Below are 14,356 nucleotides of genomic sequence, written 5' to 3'. Positions count from 1 at the left end.
CCGGTGCGGGCGGGGTCGGAAGGCTCAGGCCTTCTCGGTGACCCCGGCGGAGTCGAAGGTGGCTACATCGTGCATCGCCCGGGCGGCGCTCTGCACCAGCGGAAGGGCCAGCAGGGCGCCGGTGCCCTCGCCGAGGCGCAGGTCCAGGTCGATCAGCGGGCGCAGGCCGAGCTTGGCGAGCGCGGCCTGGTGGCCGGGCTCGGCCGAACGGTGGCCGGCGATGCAGGCGGCCAGCGCCTCCGGGGCGATCGCCTTGGCGGCCAGGGCCGCGGAGCCCGCGATCACGCCGTCCAGGATGACCGGGGTGCGCAGCGAGGCCGCGCCGAGCAGGAAGCCGGCGATGGCCGCGTGCTCCAGGCCGCCGACCGCGGCGAGGACGCCGATCGGGTCGGCCGCGTCCGGCTGGTGCAGGGCGAGCGCGGCGCGGACGACCTCGACCTTGCGGGCGTGCGTGGCGTCGTCGATGCCGGTGCCGCGACCGGTGACCTCGGCCGGGTCGGTGCCGGTGAAGACGGCGATCAGGGCGGCGGAGGCGGTGGTGTTGGCGATGCCCATGTCGCCGGTGATCAGCACCTTGTTACCGGCCGCGACCAGGTCGCGGGCGGTCTCGATGCCGACCTCGATCGCCTGGACGGCCTCCTCCCGGCTCATCGCCGGGCCCTGGGTCATGTCGTCCGTGCCGGCCTTGACCTTGCGCGGCAGCAGACCGGTGGTGCGGCCCTGCTGGATGGCCTCCGGCAGGTCGGCCTTGACGCCGACGTCGACCACGCACACCTCGGCGCCGACCTGGGCGGCGAAGGCGTTGACGACCGCGCCGCCGGCGAGGAAGTTCGCGACCATCTGGCCGGTGACCTCCTGCGGCCAGGGGGTGACGCCCTGGGCGTGCACACCGTGGTCGCCGGCGAAGATCGCCACGCAGCCGGGCTCCGGGACGGGCGGCGGGCACTTGCGGGCGAGGCCGCTCAGCTGCGCGGCGATGATCTCCAGCACGCCGAGCGAACCGGCCGGCTTGGTCATCCGCTTCTGGCGGTCCCAGGCGTCGCCGAGGGACTTGGCGTCCAGCGGGCGGATGCCGCGCAGGGTGTCGGCGAGCAGGCTGTGCGGCTCCTCGCCGGGCAGCGCGCGGTTGCCGTACTGCTCCTCGTGGACGACCCAGGACAGCGGGCGCTTCTTGGCCCAGCCCTGCTGCTGCAGCTCGGGCTCGTCGGGGAACGCGTCGACGTAGCCGACGCAGAGGTAGGCGACGACCTCCAGGTGCTCGGGCAGACCGAGCTCGCGGACCATCTCGTCCTCGTCGAAGAAGCTCACCCAGCCGACGCCGAGGCCCTCGGCGCGGGCGGCCAGCCAGAGGTTCTCGACGGCGAGCGCGGCCGAGTACGGGGCCATCTGCGGCTGGGTGTGCCGGCCGAGGGTGTGTCGGCCGCCGCGGGTGCGGTCGGCGGTCACCACGATGTTCACCGGCGTCTCGAGGATCGCCTCGATCTTGATTTCCTTGAACTGCTTCGCCCGGCCCTTGGGCAGCGAGTCGGCGTACGCGTCGCGCTGGCGCTGGGCGAGCTCGTGCATCTTGCGCCGGGTCTTGCGGGAGCGGATGACGACGAAGTCCCAGGGCTGCGAGTAGCCGACGCTGGGGGCGGTGTGGGCCGCCTCCAGGACGCGCAGCAGCACCTCGTGCGGGATCGGGTCGGGGCGGAAGCCGTTGCGGATGTCGCGGCGCTCGCGGATGACCTGGTGGACGGCCTCGCGGGCGGCGTCGTCCAGGCCGGGGGCGGCCGGCGGGCGCTCGTCGGAGTCCGTCCCGGCGGCCTTCTCGGCGGCGTTCTCGACGGCGGCCTCGGCGTCCGGCCCGGCCGGCTGCTCGGGCACCTCGGTGACGGCCTCGACGGCGGCGGACTCCACGGAAACGGCCTCCACGGGCGTGGCTTCGGTCGCGGCCTCGGCCGCAGCGGGCTGCTCGGCGGCCACCGACTCCTCGACGACGGGCTGCTCGACGGGCTGCTCGGCCGGCTGCTCCGCGGCCGGCTCGGAGCCGGCCTCGGGTGCGGCGGCGTCCGGCGCGGCGACCTCGGCCTGCGGCTCCTCCGCGACGACCGGTTCGGCGGCCGGAGCCTCCCCGGCGGGGGCCTGGGTCTCGACGGCCTCGGCCGCGGCGGGCTCCACCGGCGCGGCCTCGATGACCACGGCCTGCTGCTCGACGGCCTGCTCGACCTGCTCGACGACCTGCTCGGCGGGCGCGGCAGGCTCCACCGGGGCGGCCTGCACCGGGGCTGTCTGCTCGGCGGGCGCCGACTCCTCCGCCACCGCTGTCGACGGCTCGGTGGCCTGCTCCGGCGACTGCTGCTCCTGCACGGCCTGCTCGGGCGCGGACTGCTCCTGTGCGGACTGCTCGGGCGCGGCCGGCTGCTGGACGGCCTCCGGCGCGACGGGCTGCGGCTCGGGCAGGCCGTGCTGCGGGGCCGGGTCGGCGAGGAAGGCGGCGATGCGGCGCGGCGCGGCGCCGGGCTGCGCCGGGATGGCGGCCTGGGCGGTATCGGCGGGCTGCGCGGCGGGCGCGGGCTCGACCACCACGGCGACGGCCTGCGCGGCGGCCGCGTTCTCGGCGGTCTGCTCGGCCGCGGGCTGCTCGACGGGGGCGACCGCCTCGGCCACCGGCTCCACGGCGATCGGCGCAGCGGCGGTGGCCTCGACGACGAGCGGCTGCTCGGCGACGGCCACGGCGGGACCGGCGGCCTCCGCGGGAACGCCCGCGGGCTGCTCGACCGGGACGGGACCGGCGACGACCGGCTCGACGAAGACGGCGGCCGGCACCGGCTGCGGCTGGACGAGCTGCTCGGGCGCGGGGGCGGGCGCAGGCGCGGGGACGGTGGCGATCGGCACCCCGTGGGCGGGCGTGCCGCCGGGGACGGGGACGGCGGAGGGTCCGCGGTCGGCCAGCGAACGGACCGGCACCTGACCGGTCATCAGCGACGGGTCCGGGATCGGCGGGCCGGCGTGCAGCGGGCGGCGCACGGTCTGCGCGGGCTGCTCGGCGGGCACGGCGACCGGCGGCACGGCGATCGGCGCGGCACTCTCCTGGACGGGTGCGGCGGGGGCGGCCGGTGCGGCCGGTGCCTCGCCGATCGGCTCGGTGCCGGCGGGCTGCAGGTCGGCGGGGGCCAGGCCGGGCGGGTTCAGCGGCGGCCAGGAGGGCTCGACGGGCACGCCCGCGGGCTGCTCGGCGGACGCCTGGGCGCCCGGCACGGCGCTCTCGTCGACGGTGCGCAGCGCCATCGTGTCGACCACCGGCACGGCCTGGACGGACTGCTCGACGGGCACGGCGGCGACCGGCTCCACCACGATCGGTGCGGGGGCGGTCGGCTCGACGGCGGTCGGCTCGACGAGCACGGTCTCGACGGCACCGTGGACGGCGTCGCCCCAGGCGCCCTGCGGGCCGGGCATCAGCAGGACGTCCTCGTCGTCGTCCAGCTGGTCCGGCTGGTCGAGGAAGGTGAAGGACGGCCGGTGGCCGCCCTGCCAGGTGTCGGTGCCGAGGGGGACGCTGCCGGGCGCGACGGCCTCGATGGGCGCGGTCAGCGGGTCGACGCCGGCCAGGTGGTCCGGTGCAACCGCGCCGTGCCCGCCCGGGGGCACGAGGGAGCCATCACTCGGGAGGTGGCCGCCATCGGTCATGTCCAAAGCTCCTTCCAGGCCGCTTTCGCGTCCTCGGCGACGCGATCGCCGACCGCTGCCACCCCTGCCCGCCACCCGTCCCGGGTGGCGCGCCATCAGAATTAACGACTAGCCGGGGCATCCGGCACGTCCGCGTCGGGCCCCGACGCATTCTCCCGGCCCGGCGGGTGCCGCGTCGAATGCCCGTGGACTTCGCCCCTGGCGATTGCGGCACGTCGCCGGGCACCGTCCGTACCGGATGGACACGGTGCACCGATCGCCGTGCGCAACCAGGACGCCACCCTATCGGTCGGGGCCGACGGGCTCTCGAATCGGTGTCCGGATGCGACGGGGATCACCCGGCGCGGTCCGGTGGTTGTCCGGCATACGGACAGTCAGGGGGCCAGTCCGCCCCAGAGCACGACGGTCTGCTCGGCGGGGCCGAGGGCGAGTCCGGCCGGGCCGCCGGGGCGGGGTTCGAGCGGGGCCGCCTGCAGCAGGGTGCCCTCGACGCGGTAGCCGGCGGCCGCGGCCGCCTCCCGGATCTCCTCGGCCTCGGCCAGGGTGTGCGCGACGGCGGCCAGGCGCTCGGGGCGGCGCGCGAGCACCGCGCGCACCACCTGTGCGCCGCCGCGCTCCACTGCGACCGCGTCGGGCTCCGGCAGGCCCCCGAGCACGTCGGGTCCGGCGCCGTGCACCACGTCGACCTCGACCCCGTACCGGCGGGCGTTGACGCCGATCCGGGCGCAGGCGGCGCCGTCCTCCTCGACGGCGACCACGGCGGCGCCGAAGCGGGCGATCTCGACGGCGAGCGCACCGCAGCCGGCGCCGACCGTCCAGACCAGGTCGCCGGGGACGGGCCCGAGCCGGGCGGCGGCCAGCGCGCGGACGTGCGGGGGCAGCGCCCGTGCGCCGTCGAGCGGCCGGCCCGCGGGGTCGGTGCCGGTGTACGCCTCGGTGGGCAGCGCCCAGCCGCGGTCGCCGCCGGGGAAGCCCACCGGCCGGCCGGCCAGCCAGCCGGCGGCCTCGTCGCTGCTCTGCGGCGAGCCGCCGATCACCAGGACGACGCTGGGGTCGCGCCAGTCGTGGTCGGGCACCCGGTCGGAGGTGAGGACGGTGACGTCCTCCTCCGGGGTGCCGAGCGCCTCGCAGACCACGAAGGTCCGGTGCACGCCGCGGAGCATCAGGGCGAGTTCGCTGGGGCCGGCGTCGGCGGTGGTGAGGACGGCGACCTTGGGGTGCGCCCGGCAGACGTTGGCGGCCCGGCGCAGCCGTCCGCCGTGCGCGGAGACGACCTGGGCGTCCTCCCAGGGCATGCCGGCGCGGGCGAAGGCCGCGGCGACCGAGGAGACGGCCGGCAGGACTTCGAGTTCGAGGCCGTACTCGGGCCGGCGGAGGGTGCGGACGACGCCGAAGAAGCCGGGGTCGCCCTCGGCGACCACGACCGCGGTGCCGCGGTGTTCGGCGATCCGGCGGGCGGCGGACTGCACGCTGCCGAGTGCGATGCGCTCGGCGCCGGCCGGCACCGGCAGCGCGGCGAGCTGGTACGGAGCTCCCGCGACCAGGGTGGCCCCGGCGAGCGCGGTGGCCGCCGCCTCCGTGAGCGGTGTGCCGTCCCACCCGATGACCGTGATCCGGTCAGCCATCTGCGGCTGTTCTCCCTCGCCCGAAAATCCGCCCCTGTGCGGACGGCGCACCTGCGCGTCCACGTGCAGAGGCTACCGGGTGGGGCGGGCCGGGCCGGCATCGCCGCCCCGCGGCCGGGCGGCCGGTGACGGGCGGCCGGTGACGGTCAGTCGTGGAGGACGTAGCGCTGTTCGGCGAGCGGCCCGCTCTGCGGCGCGTCGAGGTCCTCGGGGAGCAGGCTCCACAGGATCAGGTCGGTGCGCGTGTCGGGTGCGCCGCGCTGGTCGGGCTCCTCGCCGCGGACTATGCCGGCGCTGCGCAGCACGCCCTCGCTGATCGCGCCGGTCTTCTGGGCGACCTGCTGGGCGGCGATGTTCCCGGCGGCGGTGCGCAGCTCCAGGCGGAGGAAGCCGCGGTCCTCGAAGAGCCACTGGGCGACGCCGAGGACGGCCTCCGGGGCGTAGCCCTCGCCGCGGGCCCAGGCGGCGGTGATGAAGCCGATCTCGGTGGAGCGCAGCCGCCAGTCGGTGCAGCGGAGGTCGACCAGGCCGACCAGGCGCTGGGTGAGGTGTTCGGCGACCGCGAAGACGATGCCGCCGCCCTCGGCGCGCCGGCCGGGGGCGAGGACGCGGATCAGGTGCTGCGCGTGCGCCTCGGTGAACGGCGAGGGCAGGGAGGTCCAGGTGTGCACCTGGTCGTCGGAGGCGAGGGCGGTCAGGCCCGCGGTGTCGCCGTCGTCGAGCGGGCGCAGCAACAGCCGTTCCGTGCTGATGGCCGTCTCGGGGAAGCTCGCTGCCATGCCGTCTCTCCTCGCCGGGTCGTGGACACACCGTACGCCCCGCCTCTCTTCGGGCGTGCCAGGGTACCTGCATTCCGGCGACGGCCCGTCAGTTCGGCCGCCGACACGGCCGCGGCGGGTGCACGACGCGCGGCCGGGCCCCGCCGCGGGGTGCGGCGGGGCCCGGTCGGAGCGGTGGCGGTCAGCCTCAGAAGGCGGGGACCACCGAGCCGTTGAAGGTGTCCTGGATGTACTTCTTGACCTCGGCGGAGTGCAGCAGCTGGGCGAGCTTCTGGACCCGCGGGTCGTTCTCGTGGCCCTTCTTGACGGCGAGGATGTTCGCGTAGGGGTTGCCGTCGGCCTTCTCCAGGAGGATGGCGTCGGTGGCGGGCTTGAGGCCGGAGTCGAGGGCGTAGTTGCCGTTGATGACGGCGGCGTCGAGGTCGCCGAGCGAGCGCGGCAGCTGGGCCGCCTCCAGCTCCTTGAACTTGAGGTTCTTGGGGTTGGCGGCGATGTCCTGGACGGTGGCGGTGGTGCCGGCGCCGGACTTCAGGGTGATGACCTTGTCGGCGGCGAGCAGCTGGAGCGCGCGGCCCTCGTTGGTGGCATCGTTGGGGACGCCGACCTCGGCACCGTCCTTCAGCTCCGCGACGGACTTGACCTTCTTGGAGTAGAGGCCGAGCGGCTCCAGGTGGACGGTCTCGACGGAGACGACGTCGGTGCCGTTCTTCTTGTTGAAGTCGTCGAGGTACGGAACGTGCTGGAAGTAGTTGGCGTCGGCCGAGCCGTCCTGGACCGCGGTGTTGGGGGTCACGTAGTCGGTGACCACCTTGACGTCGAGCTTGAGCCCGGCCTTGTCGGCGAGGTTCTTCTTGACGTAGTCGAGGATCTGGGCGTGCGGGGTGGGGCTGGCTATGACGGTCAGCGTCTTGTTCGGGTCGGCGCTCGCCCCGGAGGACGAGGAGCCGTCGCTGCCGCAGGCGGCGAGGGTGAGGGCGACGCCGGCGGTGGCGAGGACGCTGGTGAACTTCAGGACGTTACGCACGAAAAGTGCCTTTCTCCGGTGGTGCGGTGGTCGGCGGGCCGTCGGGGACGGCCGCCGGGGTGCGGGCCGGGGTCTCCGGCCGCGGGTCTGGGTCAGCGGGCGGAGGCGGGTTCCGCCTCCGCCTCGCCGGGGAGGTCGACGGCCTCGGGGCGGAACCGCCCCGGGGTGGCGCCGCGGTGGCTCAGCCGGCGGACGAGGAGGTCGCCGATCAGCTGGAGCGCGGTGACGATGACCACGAGCTCGGCGATGATCACCCACATGAAGCCGGTCTCGAAGCGCAGGTAGCCGTAGCGGACGGCGAGGTCGCCGAGGCCGCCGCCGCCGACCACGCCGGCCATCGCCGAGTAACCGATCAGTGCGATGACCGTGGTGGTGGCGGAGGCCACCAGGGCGGGCAGCGACTCGGGCAGCAGGGTCTTGCGGACGATGGTGGCGGTGGAGCCGCCCATCGACTGGACGGCCTCGACCAGGCCGCCGTCCACCTCGCGGACGGCCGTCTCGACGAGCCGGGCGAAGAACGGGACGGCGCCGATGGTGAGCGGCACGGTGGCCGCCTGCCAGCCGATGGTGGTACCGGCGATCGCCTTGGTGACGCCCTGCAGCGCCACCATGAGGATGATGAACGGCAGCGAGCGGCCGATGTTGACGATCGCGCCGAGCACCCGGTTGAAGCCCTGGTGCTGCAGCAGGCCGCCCTTGTCGGTGAGCACCAGCAGGACGCCGAGCGGCAGTCCGAGCAGCACGGTGGCGACCGAGGAGACGCCGACCATCTGGAGCGTCTCCCAGGTGGCGGGCCACAGGAGTTCCTGCATCTGGTCCCAGGTCATGCCGCCACCCCCTCGGGGGTCAGCAGGTCGACCTGCAGGCCCTGCTCGCGCAGGAACCCGATCGGGACGACGTTGTCCTGGTGGCCGCCGGGCAGTTCGACCCGCATCCGGCCGACCATCCGGCCGCCGATGGTCTCCACCGCGGCGCCGAGGATGTTGATGTCGATCTGGTAGGTGCGGGCGAGCTGGGAGACGAACGGCTGCGCCGGAGTGTCGCCCTGGAAGGTGATCTCGACGACGGTGCGGCCGCTGTGGCCGGAGGCGAACTCGCCGAGCGGGAAGAGGTCGCGGGCGATCCGGGAGTCGCCGTCGGCGAGCAGGTCGGTCAGCGCGCCGGACTCGACGATCCGTCCGCCGCGCATCAGGGCGGCCGAGTCGCAGACGGACTTGATGACGTCCATCTCGTGCGTGATGAGCAGGACGGTCAGGCCGAGCTGCCGGTTGAGGTCGCGCAGCAGGGCGAGGATCGACCGGGTGGTCTCCGGGTCGAGGGCGCTGGTGGCCTCGTCGGAGAGCAGCACCTTGGGGTCACCGGCCAGCGCCCGGGCGATGCCGACGCGCTGCTTCTGGCCGCCGGAGAGCTGGGCGGGGTAGCTGCGGGCCTTGTCGGCGAGACCGACCAGGTCGAGCAGCTCGGCGGCCTTGCGGCGGCGGGCGGTGCGGTCGAGTCCGATGATCTCCAGCGGCAGTTCGACGTTCTGCTGGACGGTCCGCGAGGAGAGCAGGTTGAAGTGCTGGAAGACCATGCCGATCCGGCGCCGGGCCTCGCGCAGTTCGCGGCCGGCGCGGTTCTCGCCGCCGGGCAGCGCGGTCAGGTCGACGCCGTCCACCGTGACGGTGCCGGCGGTGGGCCGCTCCAGCATGTTCACGCAGCGGATGAGGGTGGACTTGCCGGCGCCGCTGGTGCCGACGACTCCGTAGACCTCGCCCTCGCGGACGTGCAGGTCGACGCCGTCGAGGGCGGTGACCTCTCGGCCGCGCGAGCGGTAGACCTTGGTGAGGCCCTGGGTGGTGATCACGGCTGCTTTCCGTTGGTCGGGGGCGCGGCTTCGTGGGCCGGCGCACCGGGCGTTCGCAGGCGTACGGGGGCACGCCGGAGGGAGGGGGTGTGGGGGTGGGGCCGTACGTCGGCCGTGGCCGCCGGGCCGGGTGCGTGCGCGCGGACAGGGCCCTGGCGGGGCATCGGCGACGCGGTGGCTCAGCGGGCGCCGGACGGGCGGCGCGGGTACTCGCTTCGGGGCGCGAGGAGGGGGACGAGGGCCCTCAGTGGTGACACATGCGACAGCACATGCGGCGCGCGCCGCCCGGCGCGGTGCCGGTGGGGGTGCATGTCGTGGTCGCAGTCATGAAGACAGTTAAGCAGACCTTCGGACACGATCCCAATAAACAGGAGATCCGGTCCGGAATGCGGACACGACCCTTGTGCCGCAAGCCCGACGGCGCCCGTCCCCGAGTGGGGAGGGCGCCGTCGGGCAGAACGGGGCGTAGGGCGGGGCGTCAGGCGGAGGCCGCCAGCGGCACCGGCACGGTCTTGCTGAGCGTCACCAGCGACAGCCGGCCGGACACCTCGCGGACGCCGGTCTGCCGGTAGCCGTGCCGGGCGTACAGCCGCAGGTTGCCGAGGCTGCGGTGGCCGGTGAAGAGCTCGAAGGCGTAGACCGTGCCGACGGCCTGCAGGCGCTGCTCGACGGCGTCCAGCAGGCGCCCGCCGAGGCCGTGGCGCTGCATCCGCGGGTGGACCACCAGGCGGCCGATCCGCGCGGTGCCGTCGGCGTCCAGCCGGCCGCGGACGGTGCCGACCACCTCGTCGCCGAGGCGGGCGACGAAGACCTCCTGCTCGCCCAGCTCGGCCCGCAGGCTCTCCAGGGTCTGGGTAAGGGGCTCGATGGCCCAGTCCCCGTAGAGCGCGGCCTCGTCCTGGTAGCCGAGGTACTGCAGTTTGAGGATCTGCTCCGCGTCGTCCTGCGTCGCCGGCGAGATGATCACACTCATGCCCATGTGCGGGGTCTCCCCATCGTTAGTGCCCGGTGCGCTGCCGAGGGTGTGCACCGGTGCCCGGCCTGAGGTCCCGGACGGGGATCGGCCCGGCCGGGAAGAGGGTCGAACGGCTCCCGGGCGACGGCACGGCGCTGCGGCCGGTCCGCGCACACGCGGGCCGGACCCGACGCCGGGAGAGACGTTCGCCAGCGCTCTACCCCGGCTTCGCCGGGTCTCAACCTTCCGGCCGCCGGACGTGGCGAGCGTCACGTCCTCGACCGTACGCGGTCACTCCCCCGTCAGGTCCGCGCGGCGCGCCGCCAGCAGCGACCGCAGGCAGGCTAGGCAGCGCGACCGGGTCGGGCCGATCGAGCCCCGCGGGATGCCCGTCCGGGCGGCCAGTTCGGTGTAGCTGAGCTCCGGCGACTCGGCGAGCGAGAGCAGCAGTTCGGGGCAGCGGCCGGAGAGCCGGCCCAGCGCCCGGCGGACGGCCCGGCCGAGCTCCGCGGCCAGCAGCTCCTCGTGCGGCCCGCGGCGGGCCACCGGCGGCCGCGGCACCGGGACCTCCGGGGCGGCCGTCCCGCGGGCCGTCAGCACGGCCCGGACGGCGCGGGCCCGCAGCCAGCCGCGCAGGTCCCGGGGCAGCCCGGGCCCGGCCGCCCGCTCGGCGGCCTGCAGCCAGACCTCCTGCTCCAGGTCCTCCCCGTCCGGTCCGCCCCGCGCCAGCACGGCGAGGAACGCCGCGAGGTCGTGGCGCACCTCGGCGCGGGCCAGCTCCGCGAGGGCCCGGACCCGGCACGGTCCACGGGCCCCGTCGTCGGCGGGCCGCTCGTCGGAACGGGCACGGACGTCGGTCACGTCTGCCGCAACGAGCGGGGGCGCGCCGGGTCACCCGGCGCGCCCCCGTGAGGACAAGAAGGCGTGTCAGCCCTGCAGCCACTCCTGCTGGACGGCGAGGTCGGCCTTCACCTCGGCGAGCTGGGTGGCGACCGCGCTCGGTGCGGTGCCGCCGCGGCCGCTGCGGGAGGCGATGGCGCCGTGCACGCTGAGCACCGAGCGGACCTCGGGCGTCAGGTGCTCGGAGATCACGGCGAACTGCTCGTCCGTCAGGTCCCACAGCTCGATGCCCTGCTGCTCGCAGGTCTTGACGCAGGCTCCGGCGACCTCGTGCGCGACCCGGAACGGCACGCCCTGCTTGACCAGCCACTCGGCGACGTCGGTGGCGAGCGAGAAGCCGGCCGGGGCCAGCTCCTCCAGCCGCTCGCGGTGGACGGTCAGGGTGGCCATCATGCCGGTGAAGGCCGGCAGCAGGACCTCCAGGGTGTCGCAGGAGTCGAAGACCGGCTCCTTGTCCTCCTGCAGGTCGCGGTTGTACGCGAGCGGCAGCGCCTTGAGGGTGGCGAGCAGGCCGGTGAGGTTGCCGATCAGGCGGCCGGACTTGCCGCGGGCGAGCTCGGCGATGTCCGGGTTCTTCTTCTGCGGCATGATCGAGGAGCCCGTGGAGAAGGCGTCGTGCAGCGTGATGAAGCCGAACTCCTTGGTGTTCCAGATGATCACCTCCTCGGCGATCCGCGAGAGGTTGATCCCGATCATGGCGGTGACGAAGGCGAACTCGGCGACGAAGTCCCGCGAGGCGGTGCCGTCGATGGAGTTGCCGACCGAACCCCGCTCGAAGCCGAGGTCGGCGGCGACCGCCTGCGGGTCGAGGCCGAGCGAGGAGCCGGCCAGCGCGCCGGAGCCGTACGGGGAGACGGCGGTGCGGGCGTCCCACTGGCGCAGCCGCTCGGCGTCCCGGCCGAGGGCCTGCACGTGCGCGAGGACGTGGTGGGCGAAGAGCACCGGCTGGGCGTGCTGGAGGTGGGTGCGGCCCGGCATCGCGGTGTCGGGGTGGGCCTCGGCGAGGCCGACCAGGGCGTGCTGGAGGTCAAGCACCAGGCCGCCGATGGTCTTGGCGTGGTCCCGGAGGTACATCCGGAACAGCGTGGCGATCTGGTCGTTGCGGGAGCGGCCGGCCCGCAGCTTCCCGCCGAGGTCGGGGCCGAGGCGCTCCAGCAGGCCGCGCTCCAGGGCGGTGTGCACGTCCTCGTCGGCGACGGTGCCGGTGAAGGCGCCGGACTCGACGTCGGCCAGCAGGGTGTCCAGCCCGGCCAGCATCGCGTCGAGCTCGTCCGCGCTCAGCAGGCCCGCGGTGTGCAGCACCCGGGCGTGCGCCTTGGAGCCGGCGATGTCGTAGGGCGCGAGACGCCAGTCGAAGTGGACCGAGGCGGAGAGCCTGGCCAGCGCCTCGGAGGGGCCGTCGGCGAAGCGCGCGCCCCAGAGGCGCAGCTCAGGATTGCTGCCGGCGGCGTTCTGGTCGGCGGTCATCGCGTGGGCTCCTAACGGGTGATGGGGGCGAGCCCCGGCCGTGGGGAGGCGGCCGGGGCTCGGGGGGACGCTGCGGCTCAGGCGAGGTCTCGGCGGGCGGCGATCTTCGAGGACATGCCGAAGATCTCGATGAAGCCCTTGGACATCGACTGGTCGAAGGTGTCGCCGGTGTCGTAGGTGGCGAGGTTGAAGTCGTACAGCGACTGGTCCGACTTGCGGCCGTTGACCACCGCGCGGCCGCCGTGCAGCACCATCCGGATGTCGCCGGAGACGCTCTGGTTGGCCTCGTTGACGAAGCCGTCCAGGGCGCGCTTCAGCGGGGAGAACCAGAGGCCGTCGTAGACCAGCTCGGCCCAGCGCTGCTCGACCTGCCGCTTGTAGCGGGCCAGCTCGCGCTCGACGGTGACGTTCTCCAGGGCCTGGTGGGCGGTGATCAGGGCGATCGCGCCGGGGGCCTCGTAGATCTCGCGGGACTTGATGCCGACGAGGCGGTCCTCGACCATGTCGAGGCGGCCGATGCCCTGGGCGCCGGCCCGCTTGTTCAGCTCCTCGATCGCCTGCAGCACGGTGACCTTGCGGCCGTCGATCGCGACCGGCACGCCGGCCTCGAAGGTGATGACGACCTCGTCGGCCTCGCGCGCGGTGGCCGGGTTCTGGGTGTACTCGTAGACGTCCTCGATCGGGGCGTTCCAGATGTCCTCGAGGAAGCCCGTCTCGACGGCGCGGCCGAAGACGTTCTGGTCGATCGAGTACGGCGACTTCTTGGTGGTCGCGATCGGCAGGCCCTTGGCCTCGGCGAAGGCGATCGCCTTGTCGCGGGTCATCGCGTAGTCGCGGACCGGGGCGATGCACTTGAGGTTCGGCGCCAGCGAGTTGATGCCGACCTCGAAGCGGACCTGGTCGTTGCCCTTGCCGGTGCAGCCGTGGGCGACGGTGGTGGCGCCGTGCTTCTGCGCGGCGGCGACCAGGTGCTTGACGATCACCGGCCGGGAGAGGGCCGACACCAGCGGGTACTGGCCCTGGTAGAGGGCGTTGGCCTTGAGGGCCGGCAGGCAGTACTCGTCGGCGAACTCGGTGCGGGCGTCCGCGACCTCGGCCTCGACGGCGCCGCAGTCCAGCGCGCGCTGGCGGATGACGTCCAGGTCCTCGCCGCCCTGGCCGACGTCGACGGCGACGGCGATGACCTCGGCGCCGGTCTCCTCGGCGATCCAGCCGATGCAGACGGACGTGTCCAGACCGCCCGAGTAGGCGAGTACGACGCGCTCGGTCACGGCTTTCTCCTTCACAGACGGTACGAACGGGGCGGAGCTCACAACGGGGCGAGTCCCATACGGCGTTAGGCATAAGTATGCACTACCGCGTATGGATTTCAAAACGCGGCCCGACCCGGGCCTGGCTCGCGGCCAAGGTAGGCCCGCCCCGGGGCGGGGTCAACGACCGTCCCGGCGCTGCGCCGGACACGAAATGCTCCGCAATGCACACCGCCCCGGTGACCTCGCGGGTCACCGGGGCGGTGCGGGGCGGCGGTGCGACTACTGCGCCTTGGCCTGCGCCAGCTGCATCAGGTGGTCGGCCAGCGCCTGGCCGCCCGACGGGTCGCGGCTGATCAGCAGCACCGTGTCGTCGCCCGCGATGGTGCCGATGATCTCGTAGGTCTCGGCGGCGTCGATCGCCGAGGCGAGGAACTGCGCGGCGCCCGGCGGGGTGCGCAGCACGACCAGGTTGCCGGAGGCCGTCGCGGAGACCATGAGTTCGCCCGCCAGCCGGGCCATCCTGGCCTCGCTGGCGGACTCCCCCATCGGCGCGCGCGGGGTGCGGTCCCCGCCCTCGGCGGGCACGGCGTAGATCAGTGCGCCGTCCCGGTTGCGGATCTTCACCGCGCCCAGCTCGTCCAGATCCCGCGACAGGGTGGCCTGGGTGACGACCAGTCCGTCGTCGGCGAGCAGCTTGGCGAGCTGGCTCTGCGAGCGGACGGGCTGACGGGTCAACAGGTCCACGATCCGCCGGTGGCGCGCGGTGCGGGTCTGCGGGACCTGCGGCGTCGCCCCGGAGGCGGGCTGGTCGGACTGGGGTGCGGTCATGTGACGATTC

General features: G+C 74.4%; 11 protein-coding genes. All 11 read right to left on the bottom strand.

All coding sequences use genetic code 11. From position 1 onward, the window contains the following. Positions 1 to 24 precede the first annotated feature (24 nt). On the bottom strand, positions 25 to 3,669 hold the full coding sequence (gene cobT / locus AB0O09_RS21985; RefSeq protein ID WP_363543634.1) for a nicotinate-nucleotide--dimethylbenzimidazole phosphoribosyltransferase: 3,645 nt from the start codon (positions 3,667 to 3,669) through the stop codon (positions 25 to 27). Positions 3,670 to 4,043: 374 nt separating this feature from the next. Beyond that, positions 4,044 to 5,294, bottom strand: coding sequence for a precorrin-6y C5,15-methyltransferase (decarboxylating) subunit CbiE (gene cbiE, locus AB0O09_RS21980; RefSeq protein WP_363543632.1), 1,251 nt, complete (start codon positions 5,292 to 5,294; stop codon positions 4,044 to 4,046). Between the two features lie 146 nt (positions 5,295 to 5,440). Then, complete coding sequence (locus tag AB0O09_RS21975; RefSeq protein ID WP_344621675.1) at positions 5,441 to 6,073, bottom strand: GNAT family N-acetyltransferase; 633 nt, start codon at positions 6,071 to 6,073, stop codon at positions 5,441 to 5,443. Positions 6,074 to 6,260: 187 nt separating this feature from the next. After that, positions 6,261 to 7,097, bottom strand: coding sequence for a MetQ/NlpA family ABC transporter substrate-binding protein (locus AB0O09_RS21970; protein WP_363543630.1), 837 nt, complete (start codon positions 7,095 to 7,097; stop codon positions 6,261 to 6,263). 92 nt (positions 7,098 to 7,189) lie between these two features. Further along, the gene (locus AB0O09_RS21965; RefSeq protein WP_363543628.1) at positions 7,190 to 7,924 is read right to left on the bottom strand and encodes a methionine ABC transporter permease; all 735 of its coding nucleotides are present in this window, start codon (positions 7,922 to 7,924) and stop codon (positions 7,190 to 7,192) included. Next, positions 7,921 to 8,943, bottom strand: a complete 1,023-nt coding sequence (locus AB0O09_RS21960; RefSeq protein ID WP_363543627.1) for an ATP-binding cassette domain-containing protein — start codon at positions 8,941 to 8,943, stop codon at positions 7,921 to 7,923. The genes AB0O09_RS21965 and AB0O09_RS21960 overlap by 4 nt, the downstream gene beginning before the upstream one ends. A 478-nt stretch (positions 8,944 to 9,421) precedes the next feature. Beyond that, the gene (locus tag AB0O09_RS21955) at positions 9,422 to 9,922 is read right to left on the bottom strand and encodes a GNAT family N-acetyltransferase (protein ID WP_363543625.1); all 501 of its coding nucleotides are present in this window, start codon (positions 9,920 to 9,922) and stop codon (positions 9,422 to 9,424) included. Between the two features lie 267 nt (positions 9,923 to 10,189). Further along, positions 10,190 to 10,759 (bottom strand): sigma-70 family RNA polymerase sigma factor, encoded by a 570-nt coding sequence (locus AB0O09_RS21950; RefSeq protein WP_363543623.1) that lies wholly within the window; start codon positions 10,757 to 10,759, stop codon positions 10,190 to 10,192. 66 nt (positions 10,760 to 10,825) lie between these two features. Beyond that, the gene (argH, locus tag AB0O09_RS21945) at positions 10,826 to 12,265 is read right to left on the bottom strand and encodes an argininosuccinate lyase (RefSeq protein WP_363543621.1); all 1,440 of its coding nucleotides are present in this window, start codon (positions 12,263 to 12,265) and stop codon (positions 10,826 to 10,828) included. A gap of 77 nt (positions 12,266 to 12,342) precedes the next feature. Next, positions 12,343 to 13,536: an argininosuccinate synthase gene (locus AB0O09_RS21940; RefSeq protein ID WP_030268595.1), complete on the bottom strand. Its 1,194-nt coding sequence runs from the start codon at positions 13,534 to 13,536 to the stop codon at positions 12,343 to 12,345. Positions 13,537 to 13,797: 261 nt separating this feature from the next. Then, a complete protein-coding gene (locus AB0O09_RS21935; RefSeq protein ID WP_344621668.1) occupies positions 13,798 to 14,346 on the bottom strand; it encodes an arginine repressor in 549 nt (182 codons plus the stop codon). Positions 14,347 to 14,356: the final 10 nt, after the last annotated feature.

This window comes from Kitasatospora sp. NPDC093679 (assembly GCF_040683455.1).
GTDB classification, from domain to species: domain Bacteria; phylum Actinomycetota; class Actinomycetes; order Streptomycetales; family Streptomycetaceae; genus Kitasatospora; species Kitasatospora arboriphila.
This window is presented reverse-complemented; position numbering and strand designations above follow the sequence as displayed.